Source organism: Pantoea sp. Nvir (assembly GCF_009829915.1).
GTDB lineage: Bacteria > Pseudomonadota > Gammaproteobacteria > Enterobacterales > Enterobacteriaceae > Pantoea.
The window spans coordinates 114995-135549 of sequence record NZ_SZZW01000002.1 but is presented as its reverse complement, the minus strand read 5'-3'; the positions used below and the strand labels follow the sequence as shown (position 1 = coordinate 135549).

Genomic DNA, 20555 nt, shown 5'->3' with positions numbered 1-20555 from the left:
CTTAAGGTAATAACTCTTTAACATTAATAGGATGAGCTTCATTTTCTGCGTCACCTTTTTCTTTTCCTTCGATCGCGATGCCTGTCATACGGTAGAAATTATACTCTGGGTATTTGCCAGGACCAGAGATTAGTAGATCCTCTTTTTCATATATTAAGTCCTGGCGTTTGAACTCTCCGAGCTCAAAATCGGGTGTCAGCTGGATAGCAGTAGTAGGACACGCCTCTTCGCACATGCCACAAAAAATACAGCGAGAGAAATTGATGCGAAAAAATTCCGGGTACCAGCGTCCATCTTTCATCTCCGCTTTTTGCAGTGAAATACACCCAACTGGACAGGCAACGGCACAGAGGTTGCAGGCTACACAGCGTTCTTTTCCATCAGGATCACGCGTCAATACAATGCGACCGCGATAACGCGGCGGTAAATAGACTGCCTCTTCTGGGTACATCTGAGTTTCGCGTTTAGAGAATGCATGCATGCCTATCATCCAAATGCTACGTACTATCGTGCCAAAGCCGAAGACAATACTTTTCACAGTCATGTCAAGCCTCTTACTGCGCTTTATATAAAATTACTGCTGCGGTTGCTAGCAAGTTCAATAGTGTCAACGGCAGACAAACTTTCCAGCCGAACAATAATACCTGGTCATAGCGCGGACGTGGAAGTGCAGCACGAATCAGGATAAATATCATCATTAGGAACGCTGTTTTCACTGCAAACCATATGAAAGGCGTTAAGAAAGGACCTTTCCATCCACCGAAGAATAGCGTAACAATAAGTGACGAAATGGTGGTAATAGCTATATATTCGCCAACAAAAAATAAGCCAAATTTCATCCCAGCATATTCGATATGATATCCATCCGCGAGCTCTTGCTCTGCTTCTGGCTGATCAAATGGGTGACGGTGACAGACCGCCACGCCTGCAATACAAAAAGTTAGAAAACCAAAGAATTGTGGAATAACATTCCATAAATACGCCTGATTTTCAACGATAGCAGTCAGATTAAAGGAACCTGACTGTGCCACTACACCCATCAAAGACAAACCGAGAAATACTTCATAGCTGAGTGTTTGCACCGAAGCGCGCATCGCACCCAGCAGCGAGTATTTATTATTGCTTGACCAGCCTGCGAACAGCACGGCATATACTGACATACCCGCCATCATCAAGAAAAAAAGTATCCCAATATTGAGATCTGTGACCATCCAGGTTGGGGAGACTGGTACAATAGCAAATACTAATAGCAAAGAGACAAAAGCTATAACTGGTGCCAGAGTAAATAAAAAGCGATCTGCAAAAGAAGGAATCCAGTCCTCTTTAAAAAACATCTTAATCATATCCGCGATAATCTGCAGAGAACCCCCCCATCCTACACGGTTCGGGCCGTAGCGATTCTGCCATAAGCCAAGTAGACGACGTTCAGCAAAACTCATAAAAGCACCGAACGCTACTACGGTCATTAAAATAACCACTGCCTTTACCACATTTAGCGTGATGTTAATAACATCGAGCGTTATCCATCTCATTGCGTTGCCTCCTGCAGTTTATCAATTTGCGCTCCTGCCAAGAACGGTGGTGCCCCTGGCATACCTAGCGGCATACCGACCTGTCCCGTTTGTAGCGCACTGGAGAAACGCACCGGCATACGTAAGGTCTCACCGGAACAACTACACTCAATTATTGCACCTTCATGCACACCTAGCTTTGCCGCGTCATTTTGATTAATTACTAACATTGGCTGCGGCATACGTTTCTGGAATACTAATGAACGCTGCGTCATCTCTTCACTGCCGAACAGTTGGTAATATGGCACGACACGCCACTGCTCACCACCGACAAAGGCAGTTGGCACCTGAGTGAACCAAGGAAGAGATCTATTGCCTGTTTCGAACAGACGCACGCCGGGGTCACCGTTATACAGTTTACCTCCTACTTCCGTCTGAAATTTATTCCATGCCTGAGGGGAATTCCATCCTGGTGCCCAAGCAAAGGGGATGTGCGAACGTGGCGCGTGCGGTTGATTGTTACCCTCCATAGAGAAGGTGAACATAGTATCACTATCCTGTGGTTGGCGCGGTTCATGCACGCTAATATTAGTGAGCATGGCAGTGCGGCCGCTAGCACGGTTCGGTGAACGCGCTAACTTTTGGCCACAAATACGAAATCTTGCATCTGGTGCAGCCTCTTTAATACCCTTCAAATGAGGTAGCTTAGCTACCACTGCGTCAATAACATGATCAAGCTGCGTCCAGTCCATACGGCAGCTCTTTACTGTACTATGTAGAGAGTGCAACCAACGCCAACTTTCCAACATTACAATACTATTGTCATAGTAAGTAGGATTATAAACTTGGAAAAAGCGTTGGGCGCGACCTTCATAGTTAATGGAGGTACCGTCGCTTTCAGCAAAGCTAGCAGCAGATAGAATAATACCTGCTTTTTCTATTGTTGCGGTACGCTGATGGTCCACTACAATAACACCCGACGTGTTCGCTAGGGCAGCATCTACCAAAGCCTTCGGGGCGTGACGATATAGATCATTCTCTACTACTACAACTACGTCGGCTTGACCGTTGCTTAGTCGCTCTAGGGCACTGTCGAGGGTATTACCTCCGATTAGACCTAGACCTACGCTGTTTGCAGAACTGGCAAGAAGTGTAATACCAACGTTAACGCCTCGTGCCTTCAATGCCTTAGCAATGTTAGCTGCTGCTTCGATTATTGCCGTACTACATGAATGGGTACCCGAAATGATTAGCGGTTTTTTCGCCGCTGCTAACGCCTGTACAACTACATCGAGCTTATTGCTGATGCTACTGTCAAAATTACTGACTGCAGGTGCGTTTTTATCTAGTCTGTTAGCGATAGCAAAACCAAGACGCGCCTGATCTTCGACTGGAGCGTGATAGCTCCATGCTGCGATGTCGTCTAGGTTGGTTTTATCAATGTGAGTGACGAAAAGAGGATGTTTAGCGTCTTGTCCAATATTAAGTGTAGCGGCGATCTGCCAGTCAGCGATCTTTTGTACAGCAGCCATTTCGCGCGCCTTGCCTTTTATTGCCTGACGTACGGATAGCGCTAGTCGTGCACCTACTTGAGTGATATCTTCTCCTAATACCAGTACCGCGTCATAGCTCTCTATTTCACGCAGCGACGGTGTATAAATGCCGCTTTCACGTAACACGTTAAGTATCAGCGACAGGCGTGCCTGCTCACCTGCAGGCACGCCTGTCGAGAAGTTTTCCTCGCCTACTAACTCACGAAGTGCAAAGTTACTCTCAACGCTAGCACGCGGAGAACCGATGCCAATTACGCATTTCGCCTGACGAAGCACATAAGCCGCAGCGTTTACCGCCTGTTCAGCATTGAGAGTGACCCAGTCGTTGCCGCGCAGCTGCATTGGATGACGTGGACGATCTTTACGATTGACGTAGTCGTAACCGAAACGGCCACGGTCGCACAAGAAGTAGTGATTTACTGTACCGTTGTAGCGATTTTCGATACGACGCAACTCGCCATAGCGCTCTCCTGGGCTGGTATTACAACCGATGCTGCATTGCTGACAAATACTAGGTGAGAACTGCATATCCCATTTACGGTTGTAGCGTTCTGAATGTGTCTTGTCAGTAAATACCCCGGTCGGACAAATTTCAACTAAGTTACCAGAGAATTCATTCTCCAGTATTCCATCTTCCGGACGCCCAAAATAAATGTTGTCGTGCGCACCGTAGACTCCTAGGTCTTTACCGTCAGCATAATCTTTATAGTAACGTACACAGCGATAACAAGCAATACAACGGTTCATTTCGTGAGAAATGAAGGGTCCGAGCTCCTGATTAGAGTGTGTCCGCTTAGTGAAACGGTAACGACGGAGGTTATGGCCAGTCATTACCGTCATATCTTGAAGATGGCAGTTACCACCCTCTTCACAAACTGGACAGTCATGTGGATGGTTGATCATCAGCCACTCTACCACAATTTTACGAAATTCTTTCGCTTCGACGTCATCAATGGAGATAACGGTGCCGTTGGAAGCTGGAGTCATACACGAAATAACAAGACTGCCGCGGGTATCTTGGGTATTTTGAAATTTCTTCACCACACACTGGCGACAAGCTCCAATGCTTCCCAGTGCCGGATGCCAGCAAAAATAAGGAATATCAAGACCCAGAGAGAGACATGCCTGTAATAAGTTATTCTCTCCGTTCACATCATATTCTTTGCCATCTACATGTATTATCGCCATATTGAACATACTTCCGTAAGGCTCATGAGGATGAGCGTTAATCATATTCTTGCCTAAATTTTAGGGCAGCGGCGCGGTACCTGATTTTACTTGCTGCTGTAAATTACCAGCACTCTTTTAACAGATTAGACTGTATACCACTAATCGCGTGCATATTACTGAACCCTTGAGGATCGATACCCGCTTCAAATTCTTCATAGAAATATTTGATTGCACTTTGCAGAGGTTCCACTGCGCCGGGTGCGTGTGCACAGAAAGTTTTTCCCGGACCGAGCTGACGACAAAGCTGCTGCAAGGTTTCAATATCACCAGGATGTCCCTTACCCTGCTCCAAAGCACGTAAGATCTTCACACTCCATGGTAACCCGTCTCGACATGGAGTACACCAACCGCAGGATTCACGTGCAAAAAATTCTTCCAAGTTACGTACCAGCGACACCATATTTATCTCATGATCAACAGCCATTGCTAGAGCTGTACCAAGACGACTGCCTGCTCTACTAATACTGGCGAATTCCATCGGTAAATCGAGATGATGTTCAATGAGGAAATCGGTGCTTGCTCCACCTGGTTGCCAAGCTTTAAATCGCAGACCTTCTTGCATACCTCCTGCATAATCTTCCAGAATCTCGCGAGCAGTGATGCCAAAAGGCACCTCCCATACTCCAGGATTTTTCACTCTTCCAGAAAAGCCCATCATCTTAGTACCGGTATCTTCACTTTTTGATAAACTTTTATACCACTGAACACCGTTAGCAAGGATAGTCGGGATATTAGACAAGGTTTCTACATTGTTTACACAAGTGGGCTTACCCCATACGCCAACACTTGCCGGGAAGGGAGGCTTAGAGCGTGGGTTAGCACGCCGACCTTCCAGAGCATTTATTAGCGCTGTCTCTTCTCCGCATATGTAACGACCAGCGCCAGTATGTAAAATTATCTCGCAATCAAAATTTGCACCAAGAATATTTTTTCCAAGGAATCCTGCTTTAGTCGCTTCTGCAATAGCACGCCGTAAGTTCACAGCTGCCTCGATATATTCACCACGTAGGAAAATATAGCTACGATATGCTCTTAGCGCGAAAGCACTAATCAAGATACCTTCCACTAGCTGATGCGGCATTTGCTCCATTAGCAGACGATCTTTATAGGTGCCAGGCTCCATTTCATCGGCATTACACAATAGGTAGCGGATGTGCATAGATTCATCTTGCGGCATTAAACTCCACTTTAGACCAGTGGAAAAACCTGCTCCGCCGCGCCCTTTTAGTCCAGAATCTTTTACCAACATGACGATCTCATCAGGACTCATACTGTTAAGAGCTTTTTCCGCTCCAGCGTAGCCATTTTTACTTCGATATTCCTCAAACCACACAGGCTTCCTATCGTCGCGAAGGCGCCAGGTCAGTGGGTGGGTTTCCGCAGTACGCAGTTTCTTTTTAAAGGTCATTGATACTGCTCCAGTAGCGAAGCGATGCCTTCTGGCGTCAGATAAACATGGGTATCTTCATTTACCATCATGGTTGGCCCTTTATCACAGTTTCCGAGGCAGCATGTTGGCAACAGTGTAAAGCGGCCATCTAGTGTAGTTTGACCAGGTTTAATCTTCAATCTTTGTTCTAATGCAGACTGAATGGCCTGATAATTAGTAATATGGCAGACAACGCTGTCACAGTAGCGGATGATATGACGACCGACCGGCTGACGAAAAATCTGGCTATAAAAAGTAGCAACACCTTCGACATCGCTGGCCGGGATGCCTAGAGACTTTGAAATAGCTTTGATTGCGCCATCTGGTACCCAGCCACGTTGCTTTTGTACAATTTTTAGCGCTTCAATGGAAGCTGCGCGAGTATCTTCATAGTAGTTTTTTTCGTTCTCAATAGCGTGATATTCTTCCGCGCTCAGTACGAAAACATCCTCACTTAGATCGCTTATATAAGTAGCAATTTTTTGATCATACATAAGTTAGCGGTCCACGTCTGACATAACAAAATCGATACTACCAAGATACACGATCAGGTCGGATACCAAGCTGCCTCGTATTACCGAAGGGATCTGCTGTAGATGTGGAAAACTTGGTGTTCGTACACGAGTACGATAACTCATGGTACTGCCGTCGCTGGTTAGGTAGTAACTATTAATGCCTTTAGTTGCCTCAATAATTTGTAGCGATTCATTAGCTGGCATCACTGGCCCCCAAGAAACTTGTAAAAAGTGGGTGACGAGGCTTTCAATGTGCTGCAGCGTGCGCTCTTTCGGTGGGGGTGTTGTCAGCGGGTGATCAGCTTTGAATGGTCCTTCTGGCATATTGTTCAAGCACTGCTCCAGAATTCGCAGCGATTGCCAAATTTCTTCCATTTTTAGCTGTACACGAGTATAAGCATCACTGATACCTGTACCTACCGGAATGTCGAAATCAAAATTTTCATAGCCAGAATATGGACGCCACTTGCGTACGTCAAAGTCAAGGCCAGTAGCCCGCAGCGCAGCCCCAGTAATGCCCCAAGCCAGCGCTTCTTCCATATTGTATGCTGCAACTCCTTTTGAGCGACCTACCAGTATGCTATTACGCAGAGCGGCTTTCTCGTACTCTCTTAAACGTTTCGGCATCCAGTTCAGGAACTCATACAACAAACGCTCCCAGCCCTTCGGCAAATCGTGCGCCACGCCCCCGATTCTGAACCAGGCAGGATGCATACGAAAGCCAGTAATAGCCTCAACCACATCATAGATTTTCTGACGATCAGTAAAAGCAAAAAAGACTGGTGTCATTGCTCCAACATCTTGAATAAAAGTTGATATGTAGAGCAAATGACTGTTGATGCGAAATAATTCAGAGAGCATCACGCGAATCACATTAACTCGATCCGGTACTGTAATACCCGCCAGCTTTTCAACCGCCAGTACGTATGGCATCTCATTCACGCAACCGCCAAGGTATTCCACTCGGTCAGTGTAAGGAATGTAACTGTGCCAGGACTGGCGCTCGCCCATCTTCTCTACACCACGGTGGTGGTAACCGATATCTGGCACACAGTCTACAATCTCTTCGCCATCCAACTGTAGAATAATACGAAAGGCACCGTGCGCTGAAGGGTGGTTCGGACCTAAATTAAGGAACATAAAATCCTCATTATGAGTGCTACGCTTCATGCCCCAATCTTCTGGTTTGAAAGTTAACGCCTCCATTTCTAAATCTTCTTTCTGTTTAGTCAGCATGAAGGGATCAAATTCAGTCGCACGTGCTGGATAATCTTTACGTAGAGGATGTCCCTCCCAATTCTGTGGCATCATGATACGCGTTAGATGCGGGTGTCCATCGAAGGTAATACCAAACATCTCCCAAGTTTCACGCTCGTACCAATTGGCGTTTGGAAAAATATTAGTCAGTGTCGGCAAATATAGATTTTTCTCTGACAATGCTACCTTAAGCATGATATCGCGATTACGCTCAATTGATATCAAGTGATAGAAAACGGAAAAATCCGCGGCGGGCAATCCTGTGCGGTAGGTACGTAAGCGCTCGTCCATGCCGTGTAAGTCATAAAGCATTATGTAAGGTTTAGACAATGTACGCAAAAATACCACGATATCTAATAACTGCTCACGCTTCACCCAAACGATAGGAAGTCCTGTGCGAGTCGGTTGAATGGTAAAGGTATACTGTAAAAAATGATTATAAAGCTCGCTAATTACAGGGTCATCCAGATGATCCCAAGTTTGCCATGCAGGCTGCGCAATATAGTGCTTGGTTAAATCTGTCATAATTTACCATTTCATCCTGTCGCTAAGCACTCATCAAAGACGTTACATGGGATGGGAGCGCGCATTATAGTTGGATGTTTACTTTAGGCACATAGTACATCCATGTACGGCATTCTTATACTTATTTACACTTCGTCAGGTGTGCGCAAATTAGTAACAGCAATACGTTCACCACGTTTTCTTACACGTTCTGACTGCATATTAGCGCGGTAAAATCCCTGATTTCCGACCACCCACGACAAAGGGCGGCGCTCTTTCCCAATTGAATCACGTAGAAGCAGTAGCGCCTGTATATAAGCTTCTGGGCGTGGGGGGCATCCAGGAATATAAACATCAACTGGAAGAAATTTATCCACGCCCTGCACTACGGAGTAGATATCGTACATACCACCAGAGTTAGCACAGGCGCCCATTGAAATTACCCACTTAGGTTCCAGCATTTGATCATATAAACGCTGAATTACTGACGCCATTTTGATAAATGGTGTTCCAGCGATCACCATAAAGTCTGCCTGACGCGGCGAGGCGCGCATCACTTCAGCACCGAAACGTGCCACATCATGTACTGCGGTAAAGGAGGTCGTCATCTCAACATAACAACAGGACAGTCCAAAATTATAGGGCCAGAGAGAGTTTTTACGGCCCCAATTCACCATGTCATGTAATGTATGCTCAAGCTTATTCATATAGACATTATGATGAACGCTCTTCTCAAGAGGATCGGAGACGATCTCCTGTTTTTGTAGCGGGTAGGGGTCGTTCTCACTATTGCTCAGTTCTACGCGGGTGAGTGTATAGTCCATCAGATTACCTCACTTTTACTACTACTGCTTGTGAGAATTGATTTAATCGAACTAGCTTTCACCACTACACATCGGTGCGCTGGCGCCCAGTCTAGTGCGCCAATGCGTACTAAATAAAATAACCCAGACAATAGCACTGCAATAAAAATTGCAGCTTCCGTAAAACCTCCCCAGCCGCTTTCACGGATCGAAGTTGCCCATGCGTACAAAAAAAGCGCTTCAACGTCAAAAATAACAAAAAACATAGCGACGAGGTAGAATTTTGCTGATAAACGGATATGAGTGTTGCCAACGGATTTGATACCTGATTCAAAAGGCGTCTCTTTATAACGACCATACGCACGGCCACCTAAAAGCCACCCTCCGATAAGTATGAAGGCACAAAGGCCGAAAGAGAGAATAATAAATGCAATAAACGCCCATTGTTGGGCAGCGATTTCGGTAGCTGCTGACATATTCTTTTTTGCTTACTCATCAAAAGTGTTGATGGCATCTTGTATGGTTACCTGCAGCACATACACCATATCGATTTAAAGGTAGGAATGGAAACCTTATAAATTAAGCGATAACTATCGTATGGAAAGTAATGTTATGTAGTTTTCTACTCCTTCTATAGTTTTTTGTCAACTTTGATGTCCAAGTATTGGAATATTATTTTTTGCTCATAGAAATTTATATTATAACTTGAGTAATATTATACTCATAAATCTATGCAGGTCGCAAGGTGTTTAGAGTGTTAGTATTATGGAGTAGGACTTTAAAACCATTAATTAAGAACTAACTCAAGCTAATTTTAGCCAATTTTGTAGAAGTCTTCTTTATTACTTAACAGAGAGTATTTTTGTTTCCTCAGAAAACATTCTTTTTATTTTTAAGAGATACGGTATTTATGATATATAAAGTATCATGGCCATCTTAACCTTTCTTTAATAAGAAAGAGGAGGAGCTTTTATATATCTTTACGTCTGTAAAACTAAATAAGCTATAAAAATCATAACATGTTTATATATTTAAAAAATAAATCACTATATATCATTATAGTAAGCTATACGCCGACGATCTAGATATAACAATTAGTAAATGTGACTGTACTTACAGTATAAATCTAATTTCAATAAAAACTGTAGCGTATATACTATTAATATCTAGAGGAGCTCAGTGCTTTTTATTCCCATATTTACTAATAGGGTAACACATGACTCAAAGCCATTTTTTTGTCTATCTTTCCCGTCTCAAATTCATTAACCGTTGGCCTCTGATGCGTAATGTACGCACTGAAAATGTTTCAGAACATAGCCTACAAGTAGCTATGGTAGCGCATGCACTCGCTGTGATCAAAAACAAAAAGTTTAACGGCAATATGAATGCTAATAGAATCGCTATGCTAGCACTGTATCACGACGTTAGTGAGGTACTGACAGGCGATTTACCTACTCCAGTGAAGTACTATAACGCGCAAATTGCCCGTGAGTACAAAAAAATAGAAAAAATAGCTCAGCAACAATTGCTCGAGATGTTGCCAGAAGAGCTACAGGATGTTTACCGTCCATTGCTGATGGATAAAAATCAGTACCCCAAAAAAGAACAATTGCTCGTGAAGCAGGCGGACGCTCTCTGCGCTTACTTGAAGTGTCTTGAGGAAATCTCTGCAGGTAATAACGATTTTTCGGTGGTTAAAGAGCACCTCAAGAAAATCCTGCTACGATGTCGCTCGCCAGAAATAGACTATTTCGTTGAAGTCTTTATTCCCAGCTTCAACATCTCGCTAGATAAGATATCACAGGATTTGTCCTTATAATGAGTGGTAATGAGTGGTATTGCTCCAGACGATAAAGTTTGGTCTTCTAAAAATCTCTTGCGTCTACAGCGCAGCGTAATCACCAAAAAAATCTAGAACATAAAATATCACTAGCGATTCAGCGAATATTCAAGCCACACAGTATCACGGCAGAGGCGTTTTCATGATGATTCATCATCTGCCTTCAGGCCTCTTAATGCGTGTTAAGCAAATAAAAAGCAGGAGTTAAAGCGCACCTAATATCGTTTATGTTTATAACTTACGAGCATCATATTCTATAATTTTTTATTAGTGTCGATAACGATAAATATCATGATTTAAAATATATATATGATTTTATGCTAGTTCGATATTATAGGACATTACGTATTGTGATTTCAACTCATTGATCTTACTGGATATTTATGATTACTTTAAGCAAAAACCATCTTTATTTCACCCAGCAGGACTCGTACATTTTGTTTGCGAAAATTTTTATATAAATCTAGCCGTTTTAGGAAAGAGTAGCACCAAGCAACATTGCCAAAATCAATCAACATGGCAAATCTCAATTAAAATGGGAAAGAACGATATACCTCGAATTTCTGCAAATTTACATGATATTATTCCTTAATTTTTTAAGGCTTAATTTCCTATTCTAACACAACCTTCATTAAGGCACTAAAAGCGTGTAAAGACTATTTTAATGAATAAAACAGCTAAAGCTCTAACTAAATATTAAAAAATATAATAAAATTATATAGATAAAAGTAATATTTTAGCTATAAATCTTGTGGCTATAAAGATTTTTATAATTGCTCTACCTTCTTTTTTGTTTTCATGGGCTACTCAGATAGTAGGGCCGTCTTATATTTATTTATCTTCAATAAATAGGTGCTTTCATGTCAAATAAGTTAGTCTTGGTTCTAAATTGCGGTAGCTCTTCACTGAAATTTGCCATGTTAAACGCTACCAGCGGAGAAGAACACCTTTCCGGTCTAGCTGAATTATTCTACCTGCCTGATACACGCATTAAGTGGAAACAGGATGGAGCAAGACACGAAGCCCCTCTCGGTGCAGGAGCTACTCACAGCGAAGCTTTAAATTTTATAGTTAAAACTATTCTAATAAAAAAACCTGATATTTCAGCACAAATTACTGCAATTGGTCATCGCATTGTTCATGGTGGGGATCAAATGACTGAATCTGTAGTGATTACTGAGGCTGTGGTACAAAGAATCAAAGATAATGTCTCTTTCGCGCCTCTGCATAACCCAGCACACCTGATAGGTATTGAAGAAGCAATAAAAAATTTCCCTCATCTTTCTAACAAAAATGTGGCTGTTTTTGATACAGCATTCCATCAAACTATGCCGGAAGAGTCCTATCTTTACGCCCTGCCTTATAAACTTTACAAAGAGCATGGCATACGCCGCTATGGCGCACATGGTACTAGCCATTACTATGTAACGCACGAAGCAGCAAAAATCCTCAATAAACCGGTTGAAAAGCTAAATATCATCACCTGCCATCTTGGCAACGGTGCGTCAGTTACAGCAGTGCGTAATGGTAAATGCGTTGATACTTCAATGGGCTTGACCCCTCTAGAAGGTCTGGTAATGGGCACACGCAGCGGCGATATCGATCCGGCGATAATTTTTTATCTACATGATACACTTGGTATGAGCGTCACAGCCATTAATAAGATGCTCACTCAAGAATCAGGCCTTGTAGGCCTTACTGAAGTTACTAGTGACTGTCGCTATATTGAAGATAACTATGAAATTAAAAGAGATGCAAAGAGAGCTATGGATGTTTTTTGCCATCGTTTAGCAAAGTATATTGGTAGCTATAGCACTATGATGGAAGGTCGTCTTGATGCGGTTATTTTTACTGGCGGAATCGGTGAAAACTCCGCCATGGTGCGCAAATTATCACTAAAAAAACTAGGGTTACTTAACTTTGAAATTGATAATGAGCGCAATCTAGAGGCGCGATTCGGCAAATCAGGATTTATTAATAAAAAAGGTACTCGTCCGGCCATTGTCATTCCTACTAATGAAGAGCTGGTGATCGCTCAAGATGCGGCGCGTCTTACCACCTAATGTTTATTATTCTTGCTATTAGCTAATAATAGCTAATAGCATCGTTTTTGAAGTTCCCTAAACCGAGGTCCTAAACGTGTCACGCACAATTATGCTTATCCCTACTAACGCCAGTGTCGGGCTAACTAGCATCAGTCTCGGCGTCATTCGTGCCATGGAACGTAAAGGTGTTCGTCTCAGTGTATTGAAGCCTATTGCACAACAGCGTTCTAACAAAGAGAAGTTGGACCATATAACCTTAATGCTCCGTACAAACTCGTCGATTCCCACCTCTGATCCATTAGAAATGTCGCGCGTGGAGTCACTGCTGGGCGCTAATCAGCAGGACATTTTAATGGAAGAGATCATCGCCCGCTACCATGAAAAGACGAAAGATGCAGAAGTGGTGCTTGTAGAAGGCCTAGTGCCGACACGTAAGCATCAGTTTGCAAACGCTCTTAACTATGAAATTGCTAAAACTCTTAATGCTGAAATTGTTTTTGTGATGACACTTGATAACGATTCCCCTATGCAATTAAAAGAGCGTATTGAGCTAACGCAAAGTAGTTTTGGCGGCAGCAAGAATAAAAACGTCAACGGCGTTATCATCAATAAAATGAATGCACCGGTTGATGAACAAGGTCGCACACGCCCAGATCTGTCAGAAATTTTCGACGATTCTCCTAAACCAAGTGTGGATAATATCGATCTTAAGCAGATATTTATCGATAGTCCGCTTCCGATATTAGGTTGTGTACCGTGGAGCTTAGATTTGATTGCTACGCGTGCTATTGATATGTGCCGCCATCTTAATGCTGAAATCATCAATGAAGGTGAGGTTGCCATTCGCCGTGTTAAGTCAGTGACTTTTTGTGCACGTAGCCTTCCACATATGATAGAGCATTTCCGTCCAGGTTCGCTGCTAGTAACTTCAGCGGATCGGCCTGAGGTACTCGTGGCTGCCTGTCTGGCTGTTATGAACGGTATTGAGATAAGCGCCCTCCTACTAACCGGCGGATATAAAATTGATAGCCGCATTGAGAAATTGTGTGAACGTGCCTTCCAGACAGGCCTACCAGTATTTATGGTGAAAACAAATACTTGGCAGACTTCACTCAGCTTACAGAGCTTTAATCTGGCAGTACCTAGCGATGATTACCAGCGCATTGAAAAAGTTCAGGAGTATGTAGCAAGCTATATTAATGTCGACTGGATCGAATCACTAACAGCTGCGTCCGAGCGTAGGCGTCTCTTATCACCACCTGCATTTCGCTATCAGCTCACTGAACTAGCACGCAAAGCATGCAAGCGCATCGTCCTCCCGGAAGGCGAAGAACCTCGTATCGTAAAAGCCGCTGCTATCTGTGCTGAACGTGGCATTGCCACTTGCGTACTACTGGGCAATCCTAATGAGATCCAGCGAGTTGCTGTCGTACAAGGCAGCCAACTCGGAAAAGACATTGAAATTGTTGATCCTGAGACGGTACGCGATCACTACATACAGCGCCTGGTCGAGCTGCGTAAAAATAAAGGGATGACTGAAGTAGTGGCGAAGGAACAACTGGAAGACAATGTAGTACTAGGCACCATGATGCTGGAGCGCGGCGACGTCGATGGTCTGGTATCCGGTGCGACACACACCACTGCAAATACCATTCGCCCACCTTTGCAGTTAATCAAAACTGCACCAAACAACTCGTTGGTCTCTTCTGTATTTTTTATGCTTCTGCCGGAGCAAGTGCTAGTCTATGGAGACTGCGCTATTAACCCTTCTCCTACCGCAGAGCAGCTTGCAGAGATTGCCATCCAGTCTGCAGATTCAGCACAAGCCTTTGGTATTGAACCACGAGTAGCGATGATTTCTTACTCTACCGGTAACTCCGGTGTAGGCAGCGATGTAGAAAAGGTACGTGAAGCAACGCGTATTGCTCAAGGAAAACGGCCAGATTTAGTGATTGATGGTCCTTTACAATATGATGCCGCGATTATGGAAGATGTAGCGAAGTCTAAAGCGCCAAACTCAGCGGTTGCTGGACGTGCCACAGTCTTCATTTTTCCAGACCTCAACACCGGGAATACCACCTACAAAGCTGTGCAGCGTTCAGCAGATTTAATCTCTATTGGCCCAATGTTACAAGGTATGCGAAAACCAGTCAACGACTTGTCGCGCGGTGCACTAGTGGATGATATTATCTACACCATTGCTATGACGGCTATTCAGTCGCAGAAGGCGAAAGACTAATTTTCATCATAAAAAGAGCTCTCCCCTTAGCACTAAGTTTCATACTTCTAACGATCGTGAAATAGTAACCTATTTATAACCTCAATTAGGTGAACTTATTGACTATTTTTTAATTTTAGTAAAACAACCTATTTGAATATTCTCAAACTAGAATTAATTCTATTGGAGCCCAGTAGTGTTTCTAGACGATATGGTAAATATATAATAGGCATGGGTTATCTCGCCTAAGATCAAGCAGCAGAATACTTAATAAGTGCTTTCTTCCATCACTTACCTGTCCTTATATGCATATCGATTCTTAATTAACAGGAACTACAGAACGTAGTTTTAAAAATAACTTTCCAGTTATTATCATGCTTGACAGTTAGTATTGCATTGTGCTGGAAAGAAAATATGTAGGAATATTGGAATCAGTAAGATAAACATCTAGATCTCTTTGTCCGCCATCAGTAGCAGGTGATACTACATCATACTTTAATTTTTAAATAAAATAAATATATTATATAATATTAAATGTAATAACAACAGTATCTATATAAAGTCAATAACCAAGTATATTGAAACAAGTGAGCTTATCATCGATGTGGACTGCACGTGAGTATATTTAAAAATTAATTATTAATTAATAATATTAATATAATAGAAGTATATTAATTTTTTAATTTAAATAGAGGAGGATATTTAGGTAAATCCTAGAATGGAAAAACAATCAAACTCTTTATTATAGAATGTACATTAGTGCAGTAACTGTTAGTTAGTGATAAGCATGTCATATGTTTATGACTTCTTAAGAAGCAACATCTTATTCCAGAATAACAATGTAAATTTTTAGGGTATTTAGCATGATGCGATACGTATTTGCACTCAATAAATCATATACCATTCCAGCGAGTAAAGAGATCTTCTGGTAGTACAACATCAAACTGATCAATGATACGGTTAACCGTTTGAGCAACTAGAGCCATAATTGACTGTGGACGATGATAGAACGCTGGTACTAAGGGCATAATTATAGCACCCAGTTCGGCGGCAGTTGTCATCATGCGTAAATGTCCGATATGTAGTGGGGTTTCACGTACCCCCAGCACTAACCTACGCTGCTCTTTTAATACCACATCAGCGGCTCGAGTTAACAGGTTGTCACTGTAGCTATGGACTATACCTGAAAGAGTTTTCATCGAGCACGGCAGAACTGCCATACCAATGGTTTTGAAAGAACCTGATGAAATACTAGCGGCAGTATTACGAACGTCATGTACCACATGCGCTAGCTCTTCTATTTCGCGTAGCTTATAATCAGTCTCTAGACTCAGAGTTTTCTGCGCTGCCAGACTCATTACTAGATGAATTTCTACCCCGTTGATCTGTTGCAGGACCTGCAATAAACGCAGGCCATAAAGAGCGCCGCTGGCGCCCGAGATACCAACAATTATTTTTCTCATAGTTTTTTCTTCCATGATTTTTCCTTGTCTGTGCAATAAACACTCATAATAATCTGTGATAGAAGATGAAAACAAACGGGGCAGATTGTTCTGCCCCAAAATAATTTACCTGAACTGAATACACTTAACTTTCGTTATACAGCTCGAGATTTTCCAACTCGTTCTGCTGCTGGATCGCTTGAGTATCATTGTTACGCAGCGATTGGAGACACTCTAAGTACTTCTGATCAACATCTTTTGTTACATAAATACCATTGAAGACAGAACTTTCAAACTGGGTAATCTCAGGATTCTCTTCACGTACTGCTTCAATAAGGTCGTTGAGATCCTGGAAAATTAGCGCGTCAGCCTTAATGAGCTGGCAGATCTCATATACTTCTCGACCGTGAGCAATTAGTTCAGTAGCTCTCGGCATATCAATACCGTAAACATTTGGAAAACGGATCTCAGGCGCGGCTGACGCCAAGTAAACATGTTTTGCACCTGCTTCACGCGCCATTTCAATAATCTGCTTCGAGGTAGTACCGCGCACAATAGAATCATCTACCAATAATACGTTTTTGTTACGAAACTCGGAGCGATTAGCATTAAGCTTACGGCGTACAGCATTAAGGCGCATCTGTTGACCTGGCATAATGAAGGTGCGCCCCACGTAGCCATTTTTCACAAAACCCTGGCGATAGGGTTTATTAAGAATGCGTGCGATCTCCAGCGCAATATCTGTAGACGTTTCCGGAATCGGGATTACTACGTCGATATACAGATCTTGCCACTCGCGAGCAATTCTCTCACCTAGCTTAGTGCCCATGCGCACCCGTGCGCTATAAACGGAGATTTTATCTAGGAAAGAATCCGGACGAGCAAAATAAACATATTCAAACAGGCAAGGATTATTTTTCGGGTTTTTGGCACACTGTTGCGTATAGAGGTGGCATTGTTCGGTGATATATATCCCTTCTCCTGGCTCGACGTCACGTAGAACTTCAAAACCCAAGATATCAAGTGCTACGCTCTCTGAAGCGACCATATACTCGATGCGGTTATCTTGTAGAACACGCTTACCCAAGACCAACGGACGAATACCATGAGGATCACGGAAGGCTACCATGCCATGGCTAATGATCATGGCGACTACAGCGTAAGCACCGCGAACTTGTTGATGCAATGCAGCGACTGCAGCGAAAATATTATCTGCTTCTAGAAAATAGTGCTGAAAACGATCCAGTTCCTGTGCGAATATATTGAGCAAGATTTCCGAATCCGAGGTAGTATTGACGTGACGGCGTCCCTTTTCAAATAATTGTTTACGTAATTCGCACGCATTAGTTATGTTGCCATTGTGGGCAAGCGTGATACCGTATGGAGAATTAACATAAAAAGGTTGTGCTTCAGAGGCACTGGAACTGCCAGCAGTAGGGTAACGAACGTGACCAATCCCCATATTACCCTGCAGACGTCTCATGTGTCGTGCTTCAAAAACGTCGCTAACAAGACCATTCGCCTTACGTAGATGAAAACAGTTAAGTGCATCAATAGTACAAATACCGGCAGCATCCTGTCCACGGTGCTGAAGCACTGTTAACGCATCATAGATCGACTGTTTAACCGGGATAAATCCGGTAATACCAACAATACCGCACATGTTGTTATTCCCTCACTAACCGGATCCCCCGGTAATTTCAGCATGGTCAAAAACTCGAAGTACTTTTGATATACTCAAAAAACCATCTCATTATATAACTAAACCGAGGAATAAGTTGAGATTGTTGCCAATCCGCACTTTTTGAAAATCCGGTGAATGTGTGTAGGAAAAAAAGAGCCACGCTAACAATCAAGACACCACGCAATGCCCCGAAACAGATCCCCAGCACCCTATCTGTTCCCGATAGTCCGGTCTTTTCGACCAACGAGCCAATTATGTAGCTAACCATCGCTCCGATAATTAGTGTTCCGACGAACAGCACTGCAATAGAAACGCTGTTACGAACAAAAGGATCGTCAAAGCCAATAAACCAAGGTGCAAGGCAGTTATAGTAATGACTTGTAATAAAAAATGCACATCCCCAAGTAATGAGAGATAATACTTCGCAGACAAACCCCCTAATAAAGCTAATGAGCACCGAAAAACTAACTACCGCAATAATTACGTAATCAATGTAAATCATGAACTTTTCTAGCGCGAGTGCGTCTCTGGCACACTTAAATATATTTTAGGGTGAATTCTAACAGAAAAAGGAAATGTTCACATAGCACTTTTCATTTTCTGCCTTCTATAAAAAAGAAGGATAAAAACTTCTTTACCCAGCATGGGGTTAATAAATAACCCTATTAAATTTGTATAAAAATATATATTTAAACGTTTTAATCTAACGGATAGTAGAACTTTTATTATTAATAACGCCAATCTGATAAATTAATGGGTATTATAGGGTTTCACCACACCGCCAAGACCGAACATTCTTTGCAACTTTGGAAGAAAATTATGTAGTTTTGTTTTTGAAGTATCCGGACCAACGTAAATACGGGTCATTTGGCCCTGAATTGGTATTAAAGGAATAGTAAAGGCGCAATAGCCCGATAGACGAAGCTTCTCTATAATATCATTAGTTTTTATGGCATTTTTTAGAGCCCCAAGCTGTATTACATAAGATTTAACTGTGAGTAGCTTTTGCTCTGTTAAATTTGAAACACCAGCCAATTTGCCCTGATTCACTGTCAGCGACTGCGTTACCGACGATATAATTTTACTCTCTTGCTGGTGGTCTGGTTTAGGAAACAGAGGAATCGTTATGCATTCCTCTTGGTAGTATTTCTTTTTGCCATCAAGCAGACCTGGTAACACTATCACGCTAACTACGACGAGGGTAGTAGTACCGACTATCTGGTTTAGAAACTTACTGGCCAAACTCTTTCTCTGCCTCTATCAAAGTCATGACCTGTGCTACAGTGTGGAAGGATCCACATACTAGCACGATATCTTGCATCTTAGCTCGTTGGCACGCCATCTGCCAGGCGTGTGCCACATTAGAAAAAGACATCATCGCTGCTTCTGGTGGTAAATTCGCTATTATCGTCTCAGCGCTAGCGCCTCGCGAGTTGTCAAGTGGTGAACAGTACCAGCAGTTAATTAGCGGCGCTAGCGCCGCTAATGTGCCGGCGATGTCTTTGTCTTTTAACATACCTACTATCGCATGCACTTGGCCAGTTTTCGGTAACTGTGCTAAACGTAATGCCAGATAACCGGCTGCGTGAGGGTTATGTGCTACATCGAGGATAACACGAGGCGATTCTCTGACCGTCTGAAAACGGCCTGGAAGTATCACTAGTGGTAAGTATCTATGTATAATTTTTTCGCTAACTCTAAATCCAGACACGCGGAGAGCCGCCAGTGCGGTAGCTGCATTTGGAAGGGGAACCTGCGGTATTGGTAAATTGTGTAACTTTCCCTTTGCATCGCAAAATTCCCATTTTCCTGTCTGATCGATGTTATAAAACCAATCGCGGTTACACTGTAATAATTGTGCGCCTTTCTCCATGGCCACCGCAGAGATGGTAGTAGGCATTTCTGGCTCACCCACCACAGCAGGCTTGCCGCTGCGAAATATACCAGCTTTCTCACGGCCGATTCTTTCCAGATCTGGGCCGAGCCAGTTAGTATGATCCAGCGCGATGCTAGTGATTACTGCTACGTCTGAATCGACGATATTAGTAGCATCTAATCGGCCGCCAAGACCTACTTCAAGGATCACTACATCTAGATGTGCCTGCTGAAATAAGTTCAGGGCCGAAAGAGTGCTAAACTCAAAATAGGTTAGGGAGACATTGCTTCGTTCAGATTCGATTTTCGCAAAGCTAGCGCTATGCATCCCCTCATTAAGTTCTTTTCCCTGTACGCGTACTCTTTCAGTATAACGCACTAGATGCGGAGAACTGTAGACTCCAACACGATAGCCTGCCCCCATCAACAGTATTTCTAAAGTACGACAGGTGGTACCTTTACCATTAGTACCAGCGACGGTAAATACAAAAGGTGCGGGCCTCAGTAGGTTGAGGGACTTAGCAACGTAATAAATGCGATCAAGTTCCAGTTTAATACTCTGCGAGTGCAAGTTCTCAAAATAATAAAGCCACTCGGATAAAGGAGATGTGGCTTTAGGAACGGAGAGAATATTCATTTGTCGCTTTTA

The 20555-nt window shown here is 43.0% G+C and carries 16 protein-coding genes; 3 read left to right on the top strand and 13 right to left on the bottom strand.

Going from position 1 to position 20555, the window contains the following annotated elements; all coding sequences use genetic code 11:
• Position 1: 1 nt before the first annotated feature.
• The 8 genes from nuoI to ndhC all read right to left on the bottom strand — a co-directional run bounded on the left by nuoI (position 2) and on the right by ndhC (position 9278).
• Positions 2–544, bottom strand: coding sequence for an NADH-quinone oxidoreductase subunit NuoI (gene nuoI / locus FD729_RS02415; RefSeq protein ID WP_159931696.1), 543 nt, complete (start codon positions 542–544; stop codon positions 2–4).
• 10 nt (positions 545–554) lie between these two features.
• Positions 555–1532 carry an NADH-quinone oxidoreductase subunit NuoH gene (gene nuoH, locus FD729_RS02410; protein ID WP_159931695.1) on the bottom strand — a complete coding sequence of 326 codons (978 nt, stop codon included), beginning with the start codon at positions 1530–1532 and terminating at the stop codon, positions 555–557.
• On the bottom strand, positions 1529–4252 hold the full coding sequence (gene nuoG, locus FD729_RS02405) for an NADH-quinone oxidoreductase subunit NuoG (RefSeq protein ID WP_159931791.1): 2724 nt from the start codon (positions 4250–4252) through the stop codon (positions 1529–1531). The genes nuoH and nuoG overlap by 4 nt, the downstream gene beginning before the upstream one ends.
• 103 nt (positions 4253–4355) lie before the next feature.
• The gene (gene nuoF, locus FD729_RS02400; RefSeq protein WP_159931694.1) at positions 4356–5702 is read right to left on the bottom strand and encodes an NADH-quinone oxidoreductase subunit NuoF; all 1347 of its coding nucleotides are present in this window, start codon (positions 5700–5702) and stop codon (positions 4356–4358) included.
• Positions 5699–6217 carry an NADH-quinone oxidoreductase subunit NuoE gene (gene nuoE, locus FD729_RS02395; protein WP_159931693.1) on the bottom strand — a complete coding sequence of 173 codons (519 nt, stop codon included), beginning with the start codon at positions 6215–6217 and terminating at the stop codon, positions 5699–5701. Before nuoE ends, nuoF begins: the two co-directional genes overlap by 4 nt.
• 3 nt (positions 6218–6220) lie before the next feature.
• Positions 6221–8020, bottom strand: coding sequence for an NADH-quinone oxidoreductase subunit C/D (nuoC, locus tag FD729_RS02390; protein WP_159931692.1), 1800 nt, complete (start codon positions 8018–8020; stop codon positions 6221–6223).
• A gap of 125 nt (positions 8021–8145) precedes the next feature.
• Positions 8146–8823 (bottom strand): NADH-quinone oxidoreductase subunit B family protein, encoded by a 678-nt coding sequence (locus tag FD729_RS02385; RefSeq protein ID WP_159931691.1) that lies wholly within the window; start codon positions 8821–8823, stop codon positions 8146–8148.
• Positions 8823–9278 carry an NADH-quinone oxidoreductase subunit A gene (gene ndhC / locus FD729_RS02380; RefSeq protein ID WP_159931690.1) on the bottom strand — a complete coding sequence of 152 codons (456 nt, stop codon included), beginning with the start codon at positions 9276–9278 and terminating at the stop codon, positions 8823–8825. The genes FD729_RS02385 and ndhC overlap by 1 nt, the downstream gene beginning before the upstream one ends.
• Positions 9279–10018: 740 nt before the next feature.
• On the opposite strand from ndhC, the gene yfbR reads away from it, so the two are divergent.
• From yfbR to pta, 3 genes are all read left to right on the top strand, one after another.
• Positions 10019–10621, top strand: coding sequence for a 5'-deoxynucleotidase (gene yfbR, locus FD729_RS02375; RefSeq protein ID WP_159931689.1), 603 nt, complete (start codon positions 10019–10021; stop codon positions 10619–10621).
• Positions 10622–11502: 881 nt separating this feature from the next.
• The gene (gene ackA / locus FD729_RS02370) at positions 11503–12705 is read left to right on the top strand and encodes an acetate kinase (RefSeq protein WP_159931688.1); all 1203 of its coding nucleotides are present in this window, start codon (positions 11503–11505) and stop codon (positions 12703–12705) included.
• A gap of 76 nt (positions 12706–12781) precedes the next feature.
• Positions 12782–14926 (top strand): phosphate acetyltransferase, encoded by a 2145-nt coding sequence (gene pta / locus FD729_RS02365; RefSeq protein WP_204162608.1) that lies wholly within the window; start codon positions 12782–12784, stop codon positions 14924–14926.
• 872 nt (positions 14927–15798) lie between these two features.
• On the opposite strand, the gene FD729_RS02360 is transcribed toward pta, so the two are convergent.
• The 5 genes from FD729_RS02360 to folC all read right to left on the bottom strand — a co-directional run bounded on the left by FD729_RS02360 (position 15799) and on the right by folC (position 20543).
• Positions 15799–16368: a UbiX family flavin prenyltransferase gene (locus FD729_RS02360; RefSeq protein ID WP_159931789.1), complete on the bottom strand. Its 570-nt coding sequence runs from the start codon at positions 16366–16368 to the stop codon at positions 15799–15801.
• A gap of 124 nt (positions 16369–16492) precedes the next feature.
• Positions 16493–18010, bottom strand: coding sequence for an amidophosphoribosyltransferase (purF, locus tag FD729_RS02355; RefSeq protein ID WP_159931687.1), 1518 nt, complete (start codon positions 18008–18010; stop codon positions 16493–16495).
• 46 nt (positions 18011–18056) lie between these two features.
• The gene (cvpA, locus tag FD729_RS02350) at positions 18057–18533 is read right to left on the bottom strand and encodes a colicin V production protein (protein ID WP_159931686.1); all 477 of its coding nucleotides are present in this window, start codon (positions 18531–18533) and stop codon (positions 18057–18059) included.
• A gap of 248 nt (positions 18534–18781) precedes the next feature.
• Entirely contained in the window at positions 18782–19273 is a 492-nt protein-coding gene (locus FD729_RS02345; protein ID WP_159931685.1) for an SPOR domain-containing protein, read from the bottom strand.
• Positions 19263–20543: a bifunctional tetrahydrofolate synthase/dihydrofolate synthase gene (gene folC, locus FD729_RS02340; protein ID WP_159931684.1), complete on the bottom strand. Its 1281-nt coding sequence runs from the start codon at positions 20541–20543 to the stop codon at positions 19263–19265. The genes FD729_RS02345 and folC overlap by 11 nt, the downstream gene beginning before the upstream one ends.
• Between the last annotated feature and the right edge of the window lie 12 nt (positions 20544–20555).

Bases quoted from the DNA above. Each gene is read 5' to 3' on its own strand.
- nuoI (WP_159931696.1), bottom strand. From the start codon at position 544: ATGACTGTGAAAAGTATTGTCTTCGGCTTTGGCACGATAGTACGTAGC.
- nuoH (WP_159931695.1), bottom strand. From the start codon at position 1,532: ATGAGATGGATAACGCTCGATGTTATTAACATCACGCTAAATGTGGTA.
- nuoG (WP_159931791.1), bottom strand. From the start codon at position 4,252: ATGGCGATAATACATGTAGATGGCAAAGAATATGATGTGAACGGAGAG.
- nuoF (WP_159931694.1), bottom strand. From the start codon at position 5,702: ATGACCTTTAAAAAGAAACTGCGTACTGCGGAAACCCACCCACTGACC.
- nuoE (WP_159931693.1), bottom strand. From the start codon at position 6,217: ATGTATGATCAAAAAATTGCTACTTATATAAGCGATCTAAGTGAGGAT.
- nuoC (WP_159931692.1), bottom strand. From the start codon at position 8,020: ATGACAGATTTAACCAAGCACTATATTGCGCAGCCTGCATGGCAAACT.
- FD729_RS02385 (WP_159931691.1), bottom strand. From the start codon at position 8,823: ATGGACTATACACTCACCCGCGTAGAACTGAGCAATAGTGAGAACGAC.
- ndhC (WP_159931690.1), bottom strand. From the start codon at position 9,278: ATGTCAGCAGCTACCGAAATCGCTGCCCAACAATGGGCGTTTATTGCA.
- yfbR (WP_159931689.1), top strand. From the start codon at position 10,019: ATGACTCAAAGCCATTTTTTTGTCTATCTTTCCCGTCTCAAATTCATT.
- ackA (WP_159931688.1), top strand. From the start codon at position 11,503: ATGTCAAATAAGTTAGTCTTGGTTCTAAATTGCGGTAGCTCTTCACTG.
- FD729_RS02360 (WP_159931789.1), bottom strand. From the start codon at position 16,368: ATGAGAAAAATAATTGTTGGTATCTCGGGCGCCAGCGGCGCTCTTTAT.
- purF (WP_159931687.1), bottom strand. From the start codon at position 18,010: ATGTGCGGTATTGTTGGTATTACCGGATTTATCCCGGTTAAACAGTCG.
- cvpA (WP_159931686.1), bottom strand. From the start codon at position 18,533: ATGATTTACATTGATTACGTAATTATTGCGGTAGTTAGTTTTTCGGTG.
- folC (WP_159931684.1), bottom strand. From the start codon at position 20,543: ATGAATATTCTCTCCGTTCCTAAAGCCACATCTCCTTTATCCGAGTGG.